Annotated in this window: 27 protein-coding genes; 20 read left to right on the top strand and 7 right to left on the bottom strand. The window is 69.2% G+C overall.

Annotated features, from left to right (window positions below; all coding sequences use genetic code 11):
• Nucleotides 1-329 precede the first annotated feature (329 nt).
• From ACZ5VQ_RS13460 to ACZ5VQ_RS13450, 3 genes are all read left to right on the top strand, one after another.
• The gene (locus tag ACZ5VQ_RS13460) at nucleotides 330-848 is read left to right on the top strand and encodes a hypothetical protein (protein WP_469104982.1); all 519 of its coding nucleotides are present in this window, start codon (nucleotides 330-332) and stop codon (nucleotides 846-848) included.
• 237 nt (nucleotides 849-1085) lie between these two features.
• Complete coding sequence (locus ACZ5VQ_RS13455; RefSeq protein WP_469105034.1) at nucleotides 1086-1301, top strand: hypothetical protein; 216 nt, start codon at nucleotides 1086-1088, stop codon at nucleotides 1299-1301.
• Between the two features lie 315 nt (nucleotides 1302-1616).
• Complete coding sequence (locus tag ACZ5VQ_RS13450) at nucleotides 1617-2189, top strand: dihydrofolate reductase family protein (protein ID WP_469104981.1); 573 nt, start codon at nucleotides 1617-1619, stop codon at nucleotides 2187-2189.
• Between the two features lie 26 nt (nucleotides 2190-2215).
• On the opposite strand, the gene ACZ5VQ_RS13445 is transcribed toward ACZ5VQ_RS13450, so the two are convergent.
• A complete protein-coding gene (locus tag ACZ5VQ_RS13445) occupies nucleotides 2216-2590 on the bottom strand; it encodes a hypothetical protein (RefSeq protein ID WP_469104980.1) in 375 nt (124 codons plus the stop codon).
• Nucleotides 2591-2660: 70 nt separating this feature from the next.
• Nucleotides 2661-3110 (bottom strand): helix-turn-helix domain-containing protein, encoded by a 450-nt coding sequence (locus tag ACZ5VQ_RS13440; RefSeq protein ID WP_362071826.1) that lies wholly within the window; start codon nucleotides 3108-3110, stop codon nucleotides 2661-2663.
• A 308-nt stretch (nucleotides 3111-3418) separates the two neighbouring features.
• Here ACZ5VQ_RS13440 and ACZ5VQ_RS13435 point away from each other — a divergent pair, with 308 nt between their 5' ends.
• From ACZ5VQ_RS13435 to ACZ5VQ_RS13410, 6 genes are all read left to right on the top strand, one after another.
• A complete protein-coding gene (locus tag ACZ5VQ_RS13435) occupies nucleotides 3419-3931 on the top strand; it encodes a hypothetical protein (protein WP_469104979.1) in 513 nt (170 codons plus the stop codon).
• Nucleotides 3928-4167, top strand: a complete 240-nt coding sequence (locus ACZ5VQ_RS13430; protein ID WP_469104978.1) for a helix-turn-helix domain-containing protein — start codon at nucleotides 3928-3930, stop codon at nucleotides 4165-4167. Before ACZ5VQ_RS13435 ends, ACZ5VQ_RS13430 begins: the two co-directional genes overlap by 4 nt.
• 284 nt (nucleotides 4168-4451) lie before the next feature.
• Entirely contained in the window at nucleotides 4452-4853 is a 402-nt protein-coding gene (locus tag ACZ5VQ_RS13425) for a hypothetical protein (protein ID WP_469104977.1), read from the top strand.
• A 70-nt stretch (nucleotides 4854-4923) separates the two neighbouring features.
• Nucleotides 4924-5520 carry a phage tail tube protein gene (locus tag ACZ5VQ_RS13420; RefSeq protein ID WP_469104976.1) on the top strand — a complete coding sequence of 199 codons (597 nt, stop codon included), beginning with the start codon at nucleotides 4924-4926 and terminating at the stop codon, nucleotides 5518-5520.
• Between the two features lie 136 nt (nucleotides 5521-5656).
• Nucleotides 5657-5947 carry a hypothetical protein gene (locus tag ACZ5VQ_RS13415; RefSeq protein WP_266762190.1) on the top strand — a complete coding sequence of 97 codons (291 nt, stop codon included), beginning with the start codon at nucleotides 5657-5659 and terminating at the stop codon, nucleotides 5945-5947.
• Nucleotides 5948-6039: 92 nt separating this feature from the next.
• Nucleotides 6040-6333, top strand: coding sequence for a hypothetical protein (locus ACZ5VQ_RS13410; protein WP_469104975.1), 294 nt, complete (start codon nucleotides 6040-6042; stop codon nucleotides 6331-6333).
• Nucleotides 6334-6386: 53 nt separating this feature from the next.
• Here ACZ5VQ_RS13410 and ACZ5VQ_RS13405 read toward each other — a convergent pair whose 3' ends face one another.
• Nucleotides 6387-6809 carry a hypothetical protein gene (locus ACZ5VQ_RS13405; RefSeq protein WP_469104974.1) on the bottom strand — a complete coding sequence of 141 codons (423 nt, stop codon included), beginning with the start codon at nucleotides 6807-6809 and terminating at the stop codon, nucleotides 6387-6389.
• 40 nt (nucleotides 6810-6849) lie between these two features.
• On the opposite strand from ACZ5VQ_RS13405, the gene ACZ5VQ_RS13400 reads away from it, so the two are divergent.
• The 8 genes from ACZ5VQ_RS13400 to ACZ5VQ_RS13365 all read left to right on the top strand — a co-directional run bounded on the left by ACZ5VQ_RS13400 (nucleotide 6850) and on the right by ACZ5VQ_RS13365 (nucleotide 13852).
• A complete protein-coding gene (locus ACZ5VQ_RS13400) occupies nucleotides 6850-7500 on the top strand; it encodes a hypothetical protein (RefSeq protein ID WP_469104973.1) in 651 nt (216 codons plus the stop codon).
• Nucleotides 7501-7527: 27 nt separating this feature from the next.
• A complete protein-coding gene (locus tag ACZ5VQ_RS13395) occupies nucleotides 7528-8502 on the top strand; it encodes a hypothetical protein (protein ID WP_469104972.1) in 975 nt (324 codons plus the stop codon).
• Between the two features lie 9 nt (nucleotides 8503-8511).
• Nucleotides 8512-9342, top strand: coding sequence for a hypothetical protein (locus ACZ5VQ_RS13390; RefSeq protein WP_469104971.1), 831 nt, complete (start codon nucleotides 8512-8514; stop codon nucleotides 9340-9342).
• Nucleotides 9343-9345: 3 nt separating this feature from the next.
• The gene (locus tag ACZ5VQ_RS13385; protein WP_469104970.1) at nucleotides 9346-11727 is read left to right on the top strand and encodes a hypothetical protein; all 2382 of its coding nucleotides are present in this window, start codon (nucleotides 9346-9348) and stop codon (nucleotides 11725-11727) included.
• The gene (locus ACZ5VQ_RS13380; RefSeq protein WP_469104969.1) at nucleotides 11724-11885 is read left to right on the top strand and encodes a hypothetical protein; all 162 of its coding nucleotides are present in this window, start codon (nucleotides 11724-11726) and stop codon (nucleotides 11883-11885) included. The genes ACZ5VQ_RS13385 and ACZ5VQ_RS13380 overlap by 4 nt, the downstream gene beginning before the upstream one ends.
• 68 nt (nucleotides 11886-11953) lie before the next feature.
• Entirely contained in the window at nucleotides 11954-12595 is a 642-nt protein-coding gene (locus ACZ5VQ_RS13375; protein ID WP_469104968.1) for a hypothetical protein, read from the top strand.
• 10 nt (nucleotides 12596-12605) lie between these two features.
• A complete protein-coding gene (locus ACZ5VQ_RS13370; protein ID WP_469104967.1) occupies nucleotides 12606-13463 on the top strand; it encodes a peptidoglycan-binding protein in 858 nt (285 codons plus the stop codon).
• A gap of 134 nt (nucleotides 13464-13597) precedes the next feature.
• Nucleotides 13598-13852 carry a hypothetical protein gene (locus ACZ5VQ_RS13365; RefSeq protein WP_055618386.1) on the top strand — a complete coding sequence of 85 codons (255 nt, stop codon included), beginning with the start codon at nucleotides 13598-13600 and terminating at the stop codon, nucleotides 13850-13852.
• Nucleotides 13853-13857: 5 nt separating this feature from the next.
• On the opposite strand, the gene ACZ5VQ_RS13360 is transcribed toward ACZ5VQ_RS13365, so the two are convergent.
• Nucleotides 13858-14523, bottom strand: coding sequence for a Uma2 family endonuclease (locus ACZ5VQ_RS13360; RefSeq protein WP_469104966.1), 666 nt, complete (start codon nucleotides 14521-14523; stop codon nucleotides 13858-13860).
• Between the two features lie 638 nt (nucleotides 14524-15161).
• Between ACZ5VQ_RS13360 and ACZ5VQ_RS13355 the strand changes: the two genes are divergently transcribed.
• The 3 genes from ACZ5VQ_RS13355 to ACZ5VQ_RS13345 all read left to right on the top strand — a co-directional run bounded on the left by ACZ5VQ_RS13355 (nucleotide 15162) and on the right by ACZ5VQ_RS13345 (nucleotide 18304).
• Nucleotides 15162-15314 carry a hypothetical protein gene (locus tag ACZ5VQ_RS13355; protein ID WP_469104965.1) on the top strand — a complete coding sequence of 51 codons (153 nt, stop codon included), beginning with the start codon at nucleotides 15162-15164 and terminating at the stop codon, nucleotides 15312-15314.
• A gap of 129 nt (nucleotides 15315-15443) precedes the next feature.
• On the top strand, nucleotides 15444-16184 hold the full coding sequence (locus tag ACZ5VQ_RS13350) for a class I SAM-dependent methyltransferase (protein ID WP_469104964.1): 741 nt from the start codon (nucleotides 15444-15446) through the stop codon (nucleotides 16182-16184).
• 200 nt (nucleotides 16185-16384) lie between these two features.
• The gene (locus tag ACZ5VQ_RS13345) at nucleotides 16385-18304 is read left to right on the top strand and encodes a zinc ribbon domain-containing protein (RefSeq protein WP_469104963.1); all 1920 of its coding nucleotides are present in this window, start codon (nucleotides 16385-16387) and stop codon (nucleotides 18302-18304) included.
• Here the strand turns inward: ACZ5VQ_RS13345 and ACZ5VQ_RS13340 are convergent.
• The 3 genes from ACZ5VQ_RS13340 to dnaJ all read right to left on the bottom strand — a co-directional run bounded on the left by ACZ5VQ_RS13340 (nucleotide 18286) and on the right by dnaJ (nucleotide 20613).
• Nucleotides 18286-18819, bottom strand: coding sequence for a hypothetical protein (locus ACZ5VQ_RS13340; RefSeq protein ID WP_469104962.1), 534 nt, complete (start codon nucleotides 18817-18819; stop codon nucleotides 18286-18288). The genes ACZ5VQ_RS13345 and ACZ5VQ_RS13340 overlap by 19 nt on opposite strands.
• A gap of 122 nt (nucleotides 18820-18941) precedes the next feature.
• Entirely contained in the window at nucleotides 18942-19409 is a 468-nt protein-coding gene (locus tag ACZ5VQ_RS13335) for a heat shock protein transcriptional repressor HspR (protein ID WP_055615521.1), read from the bottom strand.
• Nucleotides 19410-19416: 7 nt separating this feature from the next.
• Entirely contained in the window at nucleotides 19417-20613 is a 1197-nt protein-coding gene (gene dnaJ / locus ACZ5VQ_RS13330) for a molecular chaperone DnaJ (RefSeq protein WP_200397295.1), read from the bottom strand.
• Nucleotides 20614-20657: the final 44 nt, after the last annotated feature.

Below are 20657 nucleotides of genomic sequence, written 5' to 3'. Positions count from 1 at the left end.
CAGGTGACAGAAGCCAACGTGGGGGTTCCCGGTGCGTCAAGGAGTAGCCGCTAACGAGATCGCAACAGAAACCTGTGGAGAGAGCGGGGTGATGTAGGGGAAATCCGTCGGGCAGGGGTCCACACGCCCGTCGTACGAGGGGGTCGAGGGTGGGCGGACCTGGGCGGAAACGGCCAGAACACCACGTCCGGGTCAGTGCGGGCACCTGTTCGGCCGCGTACGGATTGCGGTGGCGCGGCTCTCGGAAGTTGCTGGGAGGAGGTGCCGGGAGCAGTTGCCGGAACCTGGCAGCTCGTCCCGCTCGTGTCCTCACTCACTCTGGAGTCCCCATGCGCACGCTCTCCCGATGCCTCATACCTCTTCTGGCGGCGGGCTGCCTGGCCGTGACGGCCGGTACGCCCGCGATGGCCGAGACGGCCTCCACGGCCGACGCCGATGCCGTGGCATCCGCCGCGCCCCGGCCCGTACCCGAGCCCTCCCCCGACCCCTGTGGCGTCGACTGGCCCTCGCTCGCCGGGCTCACCGATACCGGCACTCTCCGCGAGGCGATCGTCGCCTGCGTCGAGAGCTACACGGAACGCCCCCTCGACAGCTGGCTCCAGGCCCCGCCGAAGCCGTCCGTGGAACAGATGGCGCAGGCGGCACAGGCGGCGCAGGTGGCGCAGGTGGCGCCATCGGAAACGAAGGAGCAGGGGGTCACCGCCGTGGAGGACTGGACCGGCGCCGATGCCGATGCCGATGCCGGTGCCGATGCCGCCGACTGGGACGACGATCTGGCCTGCGACCTCGCCGAGATCTTCGACGAGTCGACGGTGTGCCGCCCGACCCCTGCCAATCCGGCCAACTGACAAAGGAGTTCGCAGCAGAAGGGCTCACGGCAAAGGGGCCGTGAATCACGGGAGAGGGTGGGCGGTGTTTCCCGCCGGAGAAACGCCCACCCCTTCCGGCCAGGGACGACGTCGCGTCTGACCCTGCCCGAATTTGACAGACCAACTCCAAGTGTGAGCACTGGCGACGGAATTCGGTTTCCCCATCGCTCACAATTCGGATCCCCCGCCAAGGGGGAGAAGAACCACATTTTGAGAATGCGGATTCTCGGCCTTCCCGGCGGAAATCGACTGATGGTCGTACTCGACGCCACCATCACGAACATCGCCCTGCCCGCCATCCAGACCGACCTCGGCGTCTCCGACGCGAACCTCGCCTGCTGGTCGCCGCGGCGGGCATGGGGTGGTTCGCGACGCTGGAGGCGGACTCGTCGTAAACACACCGAGGGCACGACCGGGGCCCACATGGGCTGACCTGATTTTCTCTCGCCCCCGCCGCCCCTACCCATTCCCGTCCCTTACTCAGGGGCTCCGCCCCCGAACCCCCGTATCGCGCTGAACGCGCTCGTCCTCAAACGCCGGACGGGCTGAAAATCAGCCCCTCCGGCGTTTGAGGAGCGGGGGTTCGGGGGCTGGCCCCCGAAAAGGGACGGGAATGGGTAGGGGCGGCGGGGGCGAAGAAAACAGACCTCACGTACCTGCGGGCATCACCCCCGTCTGACACCATGCGACAGACAGACACGACCGCCCAGTACAGACACGACCACCCCACGCCCCGCGAGGTCCGTGATGCGAAAGATCGTTCTGAGTATCGGCATTTCCCTCGACGGGTTCTTCGAGGGACCGAACCGCGAGATCGACTGGCACGTGGTCGACGAGGAACTGCTCCGGCACTTCAACGAGTTCGTCGGCGAACTGGGCGGCCTCCTGACCGGCCGCGTCACGCACGAGCTGATGGCGGCCTACTGGCCGACAGCCGACCAGGACCCCGAGTGCTCCGAGGTCAACCGCGAGTTCGCCGCCATCTGGCGGGACATTCCGAAGGTCGTCTACTCACGGACGCTGGAGAAGGCCGACTGGAACGCGACCGTCGTACGGGAGGTCGCCCCCGACGTGATCAGGGCACTCAAGGAACAGCCGGGCGGAGACCTCGTGGTCGGCGGGGCGGAACTCGCGGCGGAGTTCCGGCGGCACGACCTGATCGACGAGTACCGGATCTACGTCCACCCGGTGCTCATCGGCCACGGCAACCCCCTCTTCCGCGACACCGACGCCCTCGCCCGACTGCGCCTCATCGAGTCCCACGTCTTCGGCAACGGCGTGGTGCTGCTGCGCTACGAGCGCACCGAGACCACCTCCTGAGCCACATCACACACCACACGCCGTGGTCAGTCCCGGCCCCCGCCTCGGTCCCCGTCTCCGCCCTCGCCGTCCGGCGGACGTTCCGGGAAACGGAGGAGGCGGGCGGAGGGCGGGACCGGGAAGTCCTCGCTGTCGGGATGCCCTGAGACACCGGAACCGGGCCCGGACCGCCCCTCACAGTGCTCCTGCTCCTGCCCCTCCCGGCCCGTCGCCCGCGCATGTTCGTCCCAGCCCGCCCGGAACCAGTTCAGCTGATGCCGTTGGAGTTCCTCCTCTGTGAGGACGCGGACGGATTCCGGTCCCGCCGCCCGGAGCTTCTCGCCGAGCCCGATGAGCAGTTCGCCCACCAGGCGGGAGACGCGTTCCGCCTCGCCGTCGGGGCCGCCTCCTGGATTTCCCATGCCGCGCTCCCTCAAGGCCCCCGCAGACCAATGGCCCGAGTACTCAGGACCTCCCCCGGCCCCTTCGCCGTCAGCCGCTCTCCGGCAGGAACTGCTGGGCCACCTTGGCGAACAGCTCCCGCAGTTCGGGCGGGACGCCCATGCGGAGAGCGGCCTCCTCGACGCTCAGCCACGGGCGGTCCTCGCCGCCCGCGGGGTGCCCGCCGTCCGACACCGGCAGATCGTCCTCGGTGAGCCGGCCCGAGCGGATGAGCATCTCCCGCAGCGGCACGCCGAGTACGGCCGCGATACGCCGCATCGTCTCCAGGTCGGGCATGGACTGCCGCTGGAGCAGCCGGCTCACGGCGGCCCGGTGCACCCCCGCGTCGTCGGCGAGCTTCGAACGGCCGCCGCCGCGAGGGCTGTCGATGTCGTAGCCCCGGGCGCGCAGCAGCCCCTCGATCCAGCCGGCGAAGTCGTCGAGGCCCGCGGCCCGGAAGTTGTGGTCGGCGCGGGCACCGACCCGTGAGCTCGAAGCCATGAGTCCGCTCTCCCCTCGTCGCCGGGGCAGCGTACCGATCGCACACGCACCAATATGTGTGCGCGCCCGCGCGTAACTGTGGAGATTCGGCAACTTCCCGCAGCTCAGGAGGGGTTGAGGACTCGCCGTCACATCGACCTCCACGGAACGTAATCACTTGCGTACGCGCTCGCAACATGCAACTCTGTCCGCTCGTTCGCAACTGTCGAACATATGTTCCCATAGATGGGGAGGGGTTGCACGTGCCCGACCAGCCGCCCGGAGCCGCCGCCGCAGCGCCCGGTCCACAAGCCGTGCGAGGTCAGCCGATGAGCGAGGACCAGGGCGGAGCCGTCTGGATCGCCTCGCTCGTCCGCCGCTTCCCGGACCTCGTCGACGAGTTGGCCCCCGCGGCCCACGGAGGACCGCGTGAGCGCCGGGACAACGGGCCCGTCGGCGGCACGACCGCTCCGGTCCGCCTCTACGTCTCCGACGCCGTACGGGACATCACCGACGGAGTCGTCGAACTGGAGGAGGCCGTACGTGAACGACTCGGCCTGCGGCCGGTGCCCCCTGCCTCCGTACCGGTACGGCTGCGCCGTATCGCCGGACTGCTGGACCGCATCGCCGCCGACCCGCTGCTCGCCCCGCACGTCGAGGACGAGACCCGGCGGATGGCAGCACGCTGCGCCCGCGCGCTCGGCGACCCGGAGCAGCTCGTACGGCTGCCCGGCCGCTGCCCCGCCTGCGACTGCGTCTCACTGCGGGCGTTACCCGAGCGGGCCGAGATCAGATGCGTCAATCCCGCGTGCGGGCGGGTACTGGAGGCCGAGCACTCATGACCGGAACCACGAACGTGAACAGGGCCACGCACATGAACGGGGTCACGAACGCCCCTTTGATCACCGCCGAGTTGGCCGCCGACGAGGCGGGCGTCACGACCGCGACCATCCGCAAGTGGGTGCAGCGCGGCCATCTGCGGCCCGCGGGCTCACAGGGCCGGCGGCGTCTCTTCCGCCTGGAGGACGTCTTCGCCGCCGAGCGGACGACACACCTCGCCCGGCACCACGACCACTGATCCGCCCGGCACCACGCCCCCTGATCCCACCGAACCCGCTGGTCCCGCCGTACGCGCGAGGGGTCCCGCCGCACGACGCGGCGGGACCCCTCCTGCGTGCGGACCGAATAACCGCCCGGCATAAGCCAGTTGCACGTTTCCCCGACCGGTGTCACAGTGGATGCAGCGGCAGAGCTGCGCCCGGAGGACGGGCGGCGGACCTGCCGCTTTGTGTTGCCCGGAAACTCCCGGGCCAGGCCGCCCCGGAGATCCCCGGAAACCCGCCTCCCGAAGGGAGCGTCCATGTGGCCATCCTGACCTTCCCCGACGCCGAGCAGCTGGTCGTCGACTTCCTCAAGAACCGGACCGAGCTGACCGGTGTCATCGTCGACAGCCGCCCGCCGGCCGGTTTCGACGGCACCCAGAAGGCGGTCCTCGTCTCCCACATGGGCGGCGCCTGGGTCGACGACCAGCACCTCGACCAGCCGCTGCTCGACCTGGAGGCGTACGGCCCTGACAAGCCCACGGCACACACCGTGGCGCTGTCCGCCCGTGCCTGCGTCCTGGAACTGGCCGACACGGTGTACGGCTCCGCGGCCGTCGTCGATGTCTCCGAGGCCGACGGACCGCGCTGGCTCCCCGACTACACGCGGTCGGCGGCGAACCGCTACCGCTCCACGATTCGGCTGCTGCTGCGGCTCGGCTGAGCCCGACCGCTCACCGTACGGCCGCTCACCGTACGACCGTTCAAGTCCCGTACTCGAAAGAGGAGTTCGCATGGCAACGAACAACGGCAAGGAAATCCGTGTCGCCGGTACCGGCCGGGTCCTGGTGGCCCCCGCCGGGAACACCGCGCCGGCCAAGTCCGACGACGCCTGGCCGGTCGGCTGGGTCGAGCTGGGTTACACATCCGTCGACGGCATCAAGCTCAACAAGAAGGACAAGATCGACCCGGTCGACACCTGGCAGTCGGCGAGCCCGGGCCGCTTCATCTACTCCGACCGCGACCTGACCGTGAAGTTCCAGCTGCTCCAGATGAACAAGAGCACGCTCTCCTTCTTCATGGGCATCCCGGCCACCGACATCACCCAGACCTCGGTGGGCGGTACCGCGGTGGTGGACACGTATGAGTTCCTGATCCCGAGCACGCCCGCCAAGGACGAGCGGGCCCTCGGCATCGAGTTCACGGACGGCACGGACGCCGTGTACCGCTTCATCCTGCCGCGCGGGCAGGTCACCGAGACCGAGGAGATGGGCTTCACGCGGACCGGTTCCGTGAAGCTCGGGGTCACCTTCACCGCGCTGGAGGCGGAGACCGCCAAGCGCGAACTGGCCAAGTGGATCATGAAGGACAAGGCGTACGCCGCCCTGTGACGGGCCGCCCGTCCACCTTCTGAGCCACCTTCCGTGACGGCCCGCAAGGGCTCGTCACCCGGGGCGGCGGGCTCCCCCACCCGCCGCCCCGCCCCCTCCGTCCGCACATGCACCTCTGTCCGCAAGGGAGTTCACCATGGCCGGATTCAACGTCAACGCGGCCCGCGCGCAGCGCCTGGAGGCGCTCGGCCGGGCCTGGACCTTCGAACTCGACGACGACAGCTTCGAGCTGCCGACCGAGCTGACCCGCACCACGGCCCGCACACTTCGCGACCTCGACGACAACGACGTGGACGGGCTGCTCCAACTCCTGCTGGGCGAGAAGCAGTTCGCCCGCTTCGAGCGGCACGACGTCACCATGCAGGACATCGCCGCCATCCTGGAGGCCTACGGCAAGGAGACGGGGCTGGGCCTGGGGGAAGACTGAGCCTCGGCGAGCTCGTCGAAGAGCACGCCGAGGCCCTGGAGGCGGACCTGCTCCGCCACTACGGGGTCGACCTGCTGGACTGGCACCGGGGGATGCTGTCGTCGCGGCGGCTTTCGGTACTGGTCCAGCACCTTCCGCGGGACAGCGCCACTGCCCGCGAACTGCACGGCGAGTCGGCCGACTGGTCGGTCACCGACTACCTGCTCGCTTCCGTCGTCGACCAACTCGCCGAGGCGAACTGGATGTTCGCGACGGTCAACCGGGACGAGGACAGCGAACCGCTGGAATATCCACAGCCGGTACCCCGGCCGGGAAGTGAACCCGCCGACTCCGAGAAACGAACGGCGACGCCGACGGCGGAAGAACTCATGAGCTTCTTCCTCTGACACCCGGTCCTCCGGACCGCCGGTCGGAGGTACGCGCCCACACCCTCCCGGCATCACATGAGAGCCACGATACCGAAGCCGGTCGTGGCGAATCCCGCCACGGCCGTGAACAGGACGATCGGCCACAGCCGGACCACGGGGTACTCGCCTGCGGGGTAGAAGAACGCAGGATATCCAGGGTCGTAATCAATGGATACGGCTTCTCCCATGGAGAACTGACGGTCGCCGAACTTCCGCGGCGTACTCGCGACCCATTCAGCTTCCGTTGCGGAACGATCGAGCCGCACATCACCATTGACCGGCGAGAAGCGATAAGAGGCTCCCGTAGAGAGTTCGATCGCACCGAGTATCTCGACCTCGACGGTCACCTTTCTTCGATACTCCCGCAGACAGCTCAGGGCCAGAAATAACGCCCACAGCAGTACACCCAAACCGACACTTATCACGATGCTTGCGCCCAGAGTCCCCAAATTCACGGGCGGATTCTATCAAGATCTCACCCAATAAGGGGGAGTGATGACAGACAAGACGCCAGAGCAACTGGACAAGGAGATTCAGGACCTACGGTCGGATCTGGACAAAAAGGTTAATCCTGCCACTCTGGCCGGACTGGCCAGAATCGCCGACGTCAAAAAGGCGGCCCTCAAGGGCAGTACCGGGGAAATCGCCACTCAAGCATGGGTCCAGAACGAGACGAAGAACAGGATCTGGGAGGAGATCAAGAGTCCGGAAATCCTGGGCCTGGTCGCGGCGCTGACGATCGCCAAATTTGAGCTCACTCCTTTCCTGAGCCTGGAGCCGGTCGTCGAGGCGTTTTTCAAGAAGCGGGGGCTTGAGCGCAACAAATTCGGCCTCATGTGGAAAGTCCAGGCGGAGGAACTGCAGCGACGTGCGCGCGAGATCGCGAATGCCGAGGCTCGGCTCACCAGGATGGAAAAAGGCATCGCAAAACTCCAGGACCTGACCGTCGGCGCACACAGCAAGATCCGTAACTCCAACACACGCATCCAGTCGCTGGAGCGAAAGGTTTCCCGCATCGACCGGGCGGCGAACACGGCCAGGCAACAGATCCGGCACATGGATTCCTCCCCCGCTCTGGCCGACACGACCAACCAGGTCACGCTGCTCGAACGACGGGTTGGCCTACTCGCTTCCGCGCTGTCCTGACCCCATACCTTCAGAGGGATTCCACTCATGAATCTGAAACAGGCCCTCACGAATGCCACGGCAGGAATGGACCGGCTTCGCAGCCGCACCTCGGTCACCAGCTCGGCAATGTCCCAGCTCAAAGGGTCCGTCAACACCGGTGCGAGCGCTGTGGGAAGGCTGCGCGGCGGACTGGCCGGCGCCGACAGCACCCTGGGCAGGTCCAAAGGCGCAACCGACAAGTTCAGAACCTCCCTCGACAAGCTCAAGTCCTCCGCCGACAAGGCCAAGGGCGCGCTCAAGGACGTCAGGCAGCAGGCCGACGCCGTGGAGAAGTCCGTGGGAAAGGCCGGCAAGAACGCCGACAAGGGCGGGAAGTCCATGGGGAGTCTCGGGAAGGGGCTCAAGGGCGCGTCCACCGCGCAGAAGGGCCTCAACCTCGCCATGGCGTCCAACCCGTTCGGGCTGGTGATGACCCTGGTCGCCCCGCTCATCGCCCAGTTCGTCAACATGGACAAGGTCGCCGCCCTGGTCCGCAAGGGGCTCACCGCCGCGTGGAGTCACATCAAGAGCTCCTCGCAGTCGGCCGCGAAGATCATCGGGCCGCTCTTCAAGGGTGTCGTGAACGGGTTCCTGACGCCCACCCGGATGCTCGTCCGTGGGCTCAACGTCCTCATCGGCGCCCTCAACCGCGTCAAGTTCAAGGTCCCGGACTGGGTGCCCGGCATCGGCGGCCGGGGCTTCGCCTTCAACCTGTCGCCCATCCCGGTGCCGCAGCTCGCGAAGGGCGGCGTAGTACGCGCCCGTACCGGCGGCACGCTCGCGCTCGTCGGCGAGGGCGGTGAGCACGAGGCGGTCATCCCGCTGTCCAGGCTGGAGCGGATGCTCGGCTCCGGCGGTGGCATGCGCCGGCTCGCGGCGGCCGTGGAGGCGCTCGCCGAGCGGCCCGTCCAGATCGACGTGGACTCCCAGACCATCGCGCGCGCCGTCCAGCTGGGACAGCGCAAGCTCGCCCGGAGGTGAGGCAAGGACATGGCCAGGAACCTGTGGATCGGCAAGCCCGGTCTGCTGCGGGAGATCGACCAGGCCGCCAAGAGCTGGGACCGCAGCGCCGAGTTGAACGTCACCGAGTTCAAGTCCCTCGAAGGGCGGATCACCACCATCGCGCCGCCGCGCACGGTCCGCCGGCTCAAGTTCTCCTGGGACTGGCTCGAACCCGGTGACGCGCAGCACCTGACCCGGCTCGCGCGCCGAGTCAACGGCCCCGGTCTGCAAGGCGGTCCGGGGCCGTCGTACGGACCACTCGTGGTCATCGACCCGGCCTCCGTCAACCTGCTCGGGCCGTACCAGGCCGCGGCCCAGAGCTCCGAACCCGGCGGCACCGACCACTGGTTCACCGTGACCGGCTCCCTGGGTGTACTCCCGTACACCGGCGACACCGTCATCGGCGATTTCGGGGAGAACACCCGGGTCGGCTGGAGGCACGGTCTGTGGGCCGGCTGGCCGGTGGCCCCCGGTATGCGGGTGTCCTGGCAGGTGCCGCCCGACTGGAACCCGGCACTCGCGAGCGCCCAGCTGGACTGGAAGCGCGCCGACGGCACGTATCTGAGCACCACGGCCGTGACCGGTGCGAGCGTCGTCACCGGCACCGCTCCCGCCGAGGCCGCCTTCGTCACTCCGGTCGGCGGCCCGGGCGAGGCCGTGCTCGCCGGGCTGGCCGGCGCCTGCCTGGCGATCGACGCGGACCCCGTCGCGTACGCGCTCGGCGACGGCTGCCCGCCGATGACCGTGACCGCGTACAGCGACGTCCCGGCGGCCCGGCTGCCGTACCGGAACATCAGCATCGACCTGGTGGAGGTGTAACAGGTGCAGGACTCAGACGAGTTGCTCGGCGCGGCCCTCGCCGCCCCGGACCGGATCCCGGCCCACGCCACCCGGCTCGGCGGCCGTGAGCTGGGCGCGCAGATCCAGTCCTGGAAGGTGGAGCGGGCCTACAGCACGGATCTGCCCGAGGCCCTGCGCGCCTTCTCCGGAAGCGCGTCGGCCCAGCTGGAACTGCTCCTCGGCGGCACCGGCGTGCCCGCGCCCCTGCTGTACTCGGCCTGGGCGGGCCGCGGCACCGGCGACGTCGTACGCCCCGGTCAGTCCGTCGTCCACAGGGCGGGCGCGAACGGCCGTACGGTGCCTGCCTTCCGGGGCACCGTGCGGTCGCGCGCGGCCGCGTCGGGCAGCGACACCGTCACCGTGCAGGCGCTGGACGGCGCGGAGCGGCTGCGCGGACCCGCCCAGTTGCCGCGGCCCTATCACGGTCTGCGTTACGGGCGTCCCGTGGCGAGCGCGACCTGGTGCGTGGACGAACTCCTGCGCCAGGGCGGCATCCACAGCTGTCCGCCGCCCCGGGGACCGGCCGTGGCCGAGGACCCCGCCAAGCCGTTCACCGTGCTCTACGCCTCGCTGCACTGCGGCTTCAACGCCTCGTACGGGCAGCCGGAGACGCTGCCGGCCCCGGCGTCGTACTCCTGGATCCGGGACGGAGCCCCGTTCGACACGGCGCTGATGCCGAAGGCGGCCGGGCTCGAAGTGTCCTGGATGCCGCGGTCCCGCTTCGTCGTGGCCGGGAAGGTGTTCCAGGCCGAGCTGCATGTGAACACCGCTCTCTCGGTGGGCAGCGAACTGGAACTCAAGCTGGTCTTCGACCGCAGCGCGGGAGCGTTCGGGAACTACGCGTTGAACGTGTACTTCGCGACCGGCGTCGTGAAGATCACCTCGGGCACGGTCGACGGCGGCGGCACGGTCGCGAGCTGGACCATTCCCAAGCTCGCCTCCCTCAAGGGGGTGTGGCATCTCGGGTTCACGGTGGACACCCGGGCGGGAACCACCGGCGCGAGCACCCCGGCGACCGTGTACCCGCGGCTCACCGCACCCGACGGGGAGTACGTCGTCCCGCCGACCGCGCCCTACACCTTCACCGAGGCGTCGGCGCTCCAGCCGCCCTCCGAGCTGTTCCAGGTCAATCTGAAGACGGACGTGGCCGTCGAGTGCCTCCAGGTCACCGACCGTTCCTGGCCCGACCTGACCTCGTACACCGCCGACGAGTGGGAGCAGAAGGGCGGTTGGGCCAGGGGCGCGGTGCTCGACGACGCGACGGTGCCGCTGTTCGACCTGCCCAAGGTCTCCGGCTCCCAGTGGGACGCCATCACCGAGATCGCCCGCGCCACGCTGTCCACGGCCGAGTTCGACGAGCTGGGCGTCTTCCGCTGGCGCGGTCCCGGCCGGTTCCAGTCGGTGCCGGCGCGGCCCGATCTCACGGTGACCACCCGGCGGGACATCGCCGCGCTCACCGTCTCCGAGGAGATCGACGCCTGCCGCAACTACTGCGAGCAGCCCTACCAGGACTGGACGGGCATCAGCCACACCTTCAGCGACACGGTCACCGACACCGTCGTACGGGAGATCCGGCCGGGCACCTCGGTGGAGGTCGCCTACGCCATCGCCGAGGACGAACTCGACATCGGGCCGCTCCAGATCGAGGACGACGTGGCTCCGATCGGGGGCCACCGGGTCCGCTTCGGCAGCGCGGCGACGGGCGGCAGCTCGGTCAAGGGCCGGGTGACGGTCGGCTCACGGCGCGACGGCCCCAACTACATCGTCCGCTTCACCAACCACGGCACGGCGAGCGTCTGGACGGTCACGAAGGACGGCAAGCCGTCCGTGCAGATCGTGCCGCAGAAGCGGACCGGCGATCCCAGGCAGCGCTCGTACGCCTGGTACAACACCAACAGCCAGCTCCACTACGGCAAGCAGGTCTACCAGGCGCCCGCGACCGAGTGGGTGCAGCAGCGGCAGGCCGCCTCGGACCTGTCGTTCGCCATGCTCGACGCCGGCCGCTATCCGGTGCCGGTGCTCGGCGAGGTGGAGGTGCTGCACGACCCCCGCATCCAACTCGGCGATGTCGTACGGGTGGTGGACACCAGCGGCGCCACGCTCGACACGCTCGCCTGGGTCGTCGGAATCCGCACGACCTGTGCGTCCGGCGCCGCCCCGCAGCAGACCCTGACCCTGCGCGGCACCTCCTACAACGGTGTTCCGGCCGACGCCGGGCTCACCCCGGACCCGCCGGTCGATCCGGGGTACGGGACGCAGCGCACGTACTCCCTGGTTGAGGCGCAGAACGCGACGCTCGACGCCCTGACCATCAGCAAGGTCTCCTACGGCGAGCTGCTCAAGGCACCGGGAGGTGCGGCGTGAGCGACCCGGTGACCGAACTGCCCCTGGAGAAACGGCCGTTGGAGCCCTCCGACCACGACGACAACGTGGCCCACCCCGTCCCGATCGACAGCCCGACGACACGCGACGGCGACGGCGGCATGCCTGCCGACTCGCTGCCGCCGGTCCTGAGCGACTGACGGCGCGCCCGGGTCTCCCCGCCCCCGTCCCCCACTCCATCTCCCACGAGTTCCAGGAGGAGGCCGTCATGGCCCTGCTCACTCCGCTCGGCAGTCTCCCGTACCCGCAGCCGGCCGACGCCGCGAACATTCCCGTGCACATCCAGTCGCTCGCCGAGGCCGTGGACGGCCGGACCGTGCTGCGGTTCGCCGACGGCGCCGCGCGGGACGCCAAGGTGACCGCCCCGGTGGCGGGCATGCTGTGCTGGCTCAGCACGCCGAAGCAGTACTGGTACTACACCGGCAGCGTCTGGTCCCAACTGGCGCCCGCCCCGGTCCACAAGGCGAACTCGACGGTCGGCACCACCGCCGCGACAGCGTTCGTGGAGACGCTCACCGGTTCCACCGGTGACCCGACGGTGGCCGCCTTCACGGCTCCGGCCTCCGGCTCCGTGCTGGTGTCGGTGGGCGCGCGCATCAGCAGCAGCACCACCGGTACGTGCTTCATGTCGGCGAACGTCCGGGCCGGTTCGGGCTCGACGGTCGTACTGGCCGCCGGCGACGGCCGCTCGGCCATCTCCACCGGTACGGGCCAGGTCTCGGCGAGCACCCAGTACCTGGTCAGCGGGCTCACCCCGAACAGCGCGTACACGGCGACCGCCGCCTACAGGTGCACCGCGGGAACGGCCACGTTCGCCTTCCGATTCCTGACCGTCACCCCCGTGAACTGAGGAGGTCGTCATGGCCACACCCCTGACGGCCGACGCCCTCGCCCGCGCGCTGCGCGGCGAGGGCGTCGCCCTTTCCGAGCACTCCAACTGGCGTACGCACAACCGCAATCACAAGGGGCCCTGGGGCCCGGTGCACGGCGTGATGCTGCACCACACCGCGGGCACCGACAGCCTCCGCCTGTGCCGCGACGGCACCGCGGCGCTGCCGGGCCCGCTGTGCGTCGGGCTGATCACCAAGGACGGCACACTGCACCTGCTCGGGTACGGCCGTACCAACCACGCCGGTTCGGGTTCGGCCGCGGTCCTGGACGCCGTACGGGCCGAGAGGTCCACGCTCCCCGCCCCCGGGCCGGACGCCGTGGACGGCAACGCCCGCTTCTACGGCTTCGAGATCGAGAACCTCGGCAACGGCCGCGATCCGTATCCGGCGGCCCAACTCGCCGCCGTGGAACGGCTGTCGGCGGCCGTGTGCCGGGCCCATGGCTGGTCGGCGGCCAGTGTGATCGCCCACAAGGAGTGGACGCGGCGGAAGATCGACCCGTCGTTCCCGATGACGGTGATGCGCGCGCGGATCGACGCACTGCTGGGCGACAAGCCCGCTCCCCGTCCCACACCTGTGACGCACGCGCCCTTCCCGGGCGCCGCGTTCTTCGCGCCGGGCCGCCGCAGTGAACTGATCACCGCCGTCGGCAGACGGCTGGTGGCCGAGGAGTGCAGCCGGTACGCGAACGGCCCCGGCCCCGTCTGGACCCGCGCCGACGTCCTCTCGTACGCGGCCTGGCAGCGCAAGCTCGGCTACGTGGGCGCGGCGGCGGACGGCATCCCGGGCCGCGTCAGCTGGGACAGATTGCGCGTGCCGCGGGACTGACGGGCGACGGACGCCAGGAAGCACCGGGAGCCACCAGGAACCACCGAAGAGGACGAGGAGCACGAGGAGCAGCACGATGACCGATACCGACGCCGATACCGATACTGATGCGGACGATCGCAGGGAGGTGCGCGATGACAGCGACTGAGACGGAGGAGGTCGTCCTGGAGCTGGAGCGGCTGCGTCGCTCGGTCGACGTCGGTTTCGCCACCACGCGGGGCGACCTCGCGCTCCTTCTCCAGCGCGCCGACCAGACCGACAAGACCCTCGACGAACACGAGACCCGTATCGAGGCCCTGGAACGCACCCGCTGGCCGCTACCGTCCCTGGCGGCGGCCACGTCGTGCCTGGCGCTGGCGCTGACGGTCTGGCAGACCCTGGGCCGATAGGCGCTCTACTTCTTGGCCCGCGCCGGCCCCGTGATCGCCTCCGTGACGACGAAACCCTTGGCGGGGCCTTCGGGGATGGTGACCTCGGTGCCGTAGGGGACCCGGTGGATGTCCTCCCAGTCGGCCCTGTCGGGGCGAGGTCCGGTGAAGAGGGTGACGGCGCCCTGACCGTCGTAGTCATCGATGACGACGTACACCGGGATACCCGCACGGGCGTACTCGCGACGTTTGCGGACGCGGTCACGGTCCTGGTTGCGCTTGCCGGGGGAGACGACTTCGACGATGAGCTGCACGGAGTCGGCCCTGACTCCCATGTCGTCCTCGTCGCCGCACGGCTCCGTGTCCTCCGGGGCGACGAAAGCGTCCGGGATCCATGCCTTGCGGCTGTGAATCACGTTCACGTCCTGATGGCAGGCGTACTCGCCTCCGTCCAGGAACTTGTCCAGCGCCCTTCGCACGCGGTTGGTGATCAGGCCGTGCGATCGGCGAGCGGTGGGCGACACCTCGATGACTCCCTCGATGATCTCAGCGCGATAGCCCTCGGGAAGGTCAATGGCCTTCCATGCCTGCCACAGGGCCTCGTCGAGGCCGGGCCCGTTCTCGGGCAGGTACTGAGGCTCGGTCCTGATCTCGGTCATGGTCTCGGGCCTCTCGTGCGCAAGAGCGGTCATAGTGGCGTCACCTCCTCAAGTGTGGGCTGGGCGTGCTTGTGGCACAAGCAACGCCATCACGGTAGGCAGCCACATGGGCTCACCTGCGAAAACGTTCGCTGTTCACTCGAACAGATGAAGCAGAAACGACTCACCCCCGCCCGCCGCGGTTGGCCGCTCCGCGCGCCAATGGCTGGTCTGCCGAGTCCCGGGACCGGTCCCGGGAGCAGGCGGTACGTTCAGCGAGCTCGCTCGCGCCTGACGTCCGCTTCTACGTTCCGGAGCCCTGGATGATCTTCGGCATCCCCGTCCTGTGCGTCTTCGCATGGATGGCCTGGTCAGTCTTTCGAATGAGCCACTTGCCCCCCTGGCGTCAGTGGCTGCCCACTGCACTGCTTGCGGCTGCGGTGTCTTCATGGTTTCTCCTCGCAGGTTCTGGTGCCTCCTACTTGTGGGTGTACCTGCCCATCTGCCTCGCAGTGGCCTCGTGGGCCGTGAGCTTGCGGGAACGCCGCGCGGCGGGCAGGCGAAAGGGCGTCGAGGCATCCGGTTGAGGCTGGTTGGCAAACAGGCAAAGCAGAAACGACTCACCCTGCCGGCCGCAGTCCGAGCCACGACTGGGCACCGTGGTACTCGAACAGCCCACCGGGATCCGGTACTTGGGTGACCAGGAGGCCCTGCTCCAGTACGGGAGGCTCTTCGAGCGGCTCACCGATTACGCCTTGCCCCCGATCGACGTATCGTTGGCCCCGGAAGCACACTCCGTGAAGGACTCACTGGCCCTCATCCAGCACGTCCTCTACACCCTCTAGGGAGGCGCGGATGCCTGAACTCAACTGGCAGAAGTCGACGTTCAGCGGCGGCCCGCAGTGCCTCACGGGCCTTCTGCACCACGCCCGTACTCGTACCCGTACCGCCGAGCGCCCGTTTCACAACTCCTGATGGTGGGCGAGGCCTTCGGACATCCGCGGCTCGCCGCTCTGTACGACCCGCTCGATCCCGATCGGAGCGACCTCGACGCGTACGTCCGTATCGCGGAGGAGTTCGGGGCACGGCAAGTCCTGGACATCGGCTGCGGGACAGGCGTGTTCGCGCTGCTGCTCGCCGATCGCGGGATCGAGGCCGTCGGTGTCGACCCCGCCCTGGCGTCCCTCGACATGGCCCGGGGCAAGCCCGGCAGCGAAAGGGTGCGCTGGATCCACGGGGACGGCACCACCCTCCCGCCGCTCCAGGCCGACCTCGCGACCATGACGGCGAACGCCGCCCAGGAGCTGGGCGATCCGGAAATGTGGCGGAAGACCCTGCGGGGCGCCTACGAAGCCCTGCGGCCCGGCGGGCGTTTCGTCTTCGAGACCCGGGATCCGGCCCGGCGCGCCTGGGAAGCGTGGACCCGCGAGGCCTCGTACGGGGTTACGGAGATCCCGGGCGTCGGCGCGGTCGAGGGCTGGGACGACCTGGTCGAGGTCGACGGGCCGCTGGTGACGTTCCGCCACACCTTTGTGTTCGCCGCGGACGGAGAGGTATTCACCTCGGAATCGACCCTCCGTTTCCGCGAACGCGACGAGATCGAGGCGGACCTGGCAGCGCAGGGCTACATCGTGGAGGACGTCCGCGACGCCCCCGACCGGCCGAGCCGCGAGTTCGTCTTCGTCGCGCTACGACCGGGAGCCGACGAGGCCTGATGCCCGGCCACCGCTGATGCCCGGCCGCTCACGAGAAGGTCCCGCATTTCCTTAGGTATCCGTAGTGATTCGTCATGCCTCGGCGTCATGCTGTGTGCTCGGTGTCGGGGTCGTATGTGAGTACGTGGATCGAATGCGTGACCTTCCGCGGGGTGTGTCGTTGATCGGATGACAGCATCGCGGGCGGGAAGGGGGCACGGGTGAGCCGGAAGTTGCCGCTCGCTGTGGGCGAGAGTGCCCGCACTGCCTGCGCCCGTGGTCTGCTGCGACGGGGTGTGGAGGAGAAGACGGGTGAACTCCTGTCCGCCTCGGTGCTGACGGAGCGGGTGGGCTGGGCCGCTGATCTGGTGTCGGGCATGGTCGCCTCCCTGCTGGCCGGGCGCTGGAACACCCTTGATGTGGATGTGCTGGCCTCCGGTGTGGATGCGGGAGGCCAGAAGCTGCCGTCGAACGCATGGATGGCCCTGCGCCGCCTCGGCTGGACCGTGAAGCCTGGCGCCAAGGTCAATGACCGGATCGTCCGCATGGCGCAGGAGCAGGCCGGGCGTACCCTGCGTGCGGCGAAGTGGCGGGCCGACCTGACCGCCGGAATTCTCAAGACGTGGCCCGCAGACCCGAAAAAGCGCACCTCCGATGAGTGGGATGCCGTTCGTGAGGCGGTGCCGGGCGGACAGTTCCTGCCGTCCACCGTCATCACCTCACGCACCCGGCAGATCACCGCCTTCCAGCAGAAGAACGATCTGATGCCAGCCGACGTCTTCGAGCTGGAAGGGGAGCCTCGCGTTGCCCGAATGCTTCTGCTGTCCGCCTGCGACGGGCAGCAGGCCACCATCGAACGCGCCGACGAGCCGGGCCGGGCGCTCTTGCGCTTGCAGCTGCCCACCCGCCCCGACCCGCAGTCGTACGCGGACTGGACATGGGTCGCCTGCCCGATCGCGCTGCCGTCGACGATCCCCGCGAACGCGGTCCTGCACCTGCCCACCCTCCGCATATACCAGGGCGAAGTACGGGCGGATCTCGCCTACACCCACCCCGTCCCGAAGGCGCAGCGCACCGGCCACACAGTGGCTCTTGGCGTGGACTGGGGGCTGAACACCCTGCTCAGCACGGGTGCCACCCGGCTCCACGACGACGGACGGATCATCACGCTCGGCAGTGGCGGCATGTTCCGCTCCTGCGGTGTCCTCGCCAGGCAGCACCGACTGCGCCGCCAGGGCGAGTCCCTGCACACCAAGGCCGACCAGTACGACCGGCTCATCAGCGGTGCGGAACGCCATGCCCTCACGAACAAGCGCCAGGTTCTCACCGATGAGATCCGGCGCGTCTCGACCCGCCGCTCGAACCTGAACGACGCCCTGTCCTGGTCTGCCGCCCGCTGGGCGGTGGACCAGGCGATCGCCGCCGGGGCCACCGTCATTTACGTCGAGGATCTGCGGTCGATGGAAGCCCGGGGCATGGGCCGCAACCACAACACCCGCATGTCACAGGCGGTGCGTGGGCAGATCGTGGACCGGATGCGGCATCTGTCCGCCGAGGCGGGCATCGCCGTGGTGACGGTTCCGGCCCGCAACACCTCGAAGCACTGCCCGCAGTGTCTGGTTCCGCTGCGCCACCGCAAGGCCCCCGACCGGCCGACCGTGCCGGGCTGGAAATGGGCCGTCTGCCGCTCGTGCGGCTGGCAGGGCGACCGTGACCAGGGTGCCTGGCGGCGCATCGCCGCACGCGGACTCACCCACCAGGCGAAAACCGTCATGGACCGCACCAACGGCGCCATGGTGATCCGCAACGTGGTCGACAAACTCGAAGCCCAGGCAGTCATCACGCCAAAGACCAGTCGGGACAGATCCAAGACCGGCCCGACGAAAGCAGCATGTCCGACGCCCAGGCGACGCCGGACACCCTCCCCCGCTCAGGCGGGCCAGCGTCCGGAGGGACACGCTCACACGGACCCGACTCGGCTGCCTCGTGCAGCCCTCCGGAACCAGGGCGTGACGACGATCAGCTCACATCGTCCGCGAGGGGCAGTCCTGGGTGCGGGTTTCCACCTGCACGCCCACGCCTCCCCTCCTCGGTGGGAACACGTACCAGGCACTAGGCCTGACTACGTTTCCCTAAGCTGATCAGAGACGCTGCCGACCCCGACCCACTCCCGCAGCAACCCCTCCCGCTCCGCCGCCCGGGGCGACCCTTCCTCCTGCGCCCGGCCCCACTGCGCCATGGCGGCCAGCGTCGCGCGCAGGGTGGCCTCGCCCGCCGTCAGGTGGGAGAGGAGGGACACCGAAAGTTCGTACTCCGCCTGGGAGTAGCTGGACGCCGCCGCGTACACGGTCAAGTCGGTTGTCCCGTCGGCCGTTTCGACGAGGACGCTCATCATCGGCGGCGCATCGGTCTCGCCGAAGCTGGTCACGGTCAGCACCATGTCCACCATCACGCTGATCCGACGCTTGAGGGTCTTCAACGGGACGTCCTCGACGGTCAGCCCACGCACCTCGTCCCACGGCCACAGGTCCGAACTGCCGTCACCGAGCGACACGACCCCCTCCGGCGTCAGCCGCACCCCCGGGGCGCGCCCGGACGGTTTCGCCCCCACATACACATCGCCCTCGGCGATCCAGAACAGGCCCACCATGGCCATGGGAAAGCTCCATTCCCCCAGTGATTCCCAGCGATCAGCAGATTCCGTACATGATCGCAGTACGTGGAGGGGCCCGGCGGTTCGGTCGAACCTCCGGGCCCCTCCACGTACTTGACGAAGCGTCAGTCCGACTGCTGTCGCTTAGGGCGCCACACCACCAGCGCGCTCGTCTGCTGGACCTCCTGGTACGGGACCAGGTCGCGGCGGTACGAGGCGTGGACGGCGGCCTCGCGCTGCTGCATCGCGGCCGCCGCGCCGTCCAGGGCCGCTTCCATCTCCGCGACGCGGGACTGGAGCGCGGCGACCTGGTTCTCCAGCTCGATGATGCGCTTGATGCCGGCGAGGTTGATGCCCTCGTCCTGCGACAACTGCTGGACGGTGCGCAGCAGTTCGATGTCACGGGCCGAGTAGCGGCGGCCGCGCCCGGCCGTGCGGTCCGGGGAGACCAGGCCGAGGCGGTCGTACTGGCGGAGGGTCTGCGGGTGCAGGCCGGAGAGCTGGGCGGCCACCGAGATGACGTACACCGGTGTTTCTTCCGTCAGCTCATATGCGGAATAAGAACTCTGTCGACGGCGTCCGGTTGCGTCCATGGTGTCCTCATGCTCCCTTCGCGGCCTGGAACAGCTCCGCCCGCGGGTCCTCGTCCGCGGTGGCCTCGCGATACGCCTCGAGCGCGTCACGAGCCTTCCCCGTCACGTCCGTGGGGACACTCACCTCGACGGTGACCAACAGGTCCCCGCGGGTGCCGTCCTTGCGGACCGCGCCCTTGCCACGGGCGCGCATAGTACGGCCGTTGGGTGTGCCCGGGGGCAGCTTCAGGGTGACCGGGGGTCCCCCGAGCGTGGGCACGCGGACCTCGCCGCCGAGCGCCGCCTCCGTGAAGGTGACGGGGACGGTGACGGTGAGGTTGTCGCCCTTGCGGCCGAAGACCGGGTGCGCGTCGACGTGCACGGTGACGTAGAGGTCGCCCGCCGGTCCGCCCCGCTCGCCCGGGGCGCCCTTGCCGCGGAGCCGGATGCGCTGGTTGTCCGACACCCCGGCCGGGATACGGACCTGCATGGTGCGGGACGACTTGGCGCGCCCCGAGCCGTTGCAGACCAGGCACGCGTGCTCCGCGATCAGGCCGCGGCCCTTGCAGTCGGGGCACGGGTCGGTCAGCGAGAAGCCGCCGCCCGAGCCGCGCGCCACCTGGCCGGTGCCGACGCAGGTCGGGCACACGCGCGGTGTGCCGTTCTTGTCGCCGGTGCCCGAACAGGCCTTGCAGGGGGACTGCGAGGTCATGCGGAGGGGAACGGTCGCCCCGTCCACCGCCTCCGTAAAGCTGAGCGTGACCTCGGTGTCGATGTCCTGGCCGCGCCGCGGCTGCGTACGCGTGCCGGTGGTGGCACCACCGCGGTTGAACAGCCCGCCGAAGACGTCACCGATACCGCCGCCGAAGCCGCCGGCACCGCCCTGGCCGCCCGCTCCGCCCTGACCCGGGCCGCCTCCGAAGAGGTCGCCCAGGTCGAAGTTGAAGTTGCCGCCTCCGGCGCCCGGTCCCGGCCTGAACCCGCCGTTGCCGAAGAGGGCGCGCGCCTCGTCGTACTCCTTGCGCTTCTTGGGGTCCCCGAGGATGTCGTTCGCCTCGGAGATCTCCTTGAAGCGGTCCTCGGCCTTCGCGTTCCCCTTGTTGGCGTCCGGGTGGTACTCGCGGGCGAGCTTCCGGTACGCCTTCTTGATCTCGGCCTCGGTGGCGTCCTTGGGGACGCCGAGGACCTTGTAGTAGTCCTTCTCGATGAAGTCCTTGGTGCTCATCCTCGACGCCCCTCCTTCCGCACGTCACTGTCACGTACGCGCTT

It is taken from the genome of Streptomyces sp. NPDC033178 (genome assembly GCF_055577685.1).
Note: the sequence above shows the minus strand (reverse complement) of the source record. Positions and strands in the feature narration are given on the sequence as shown.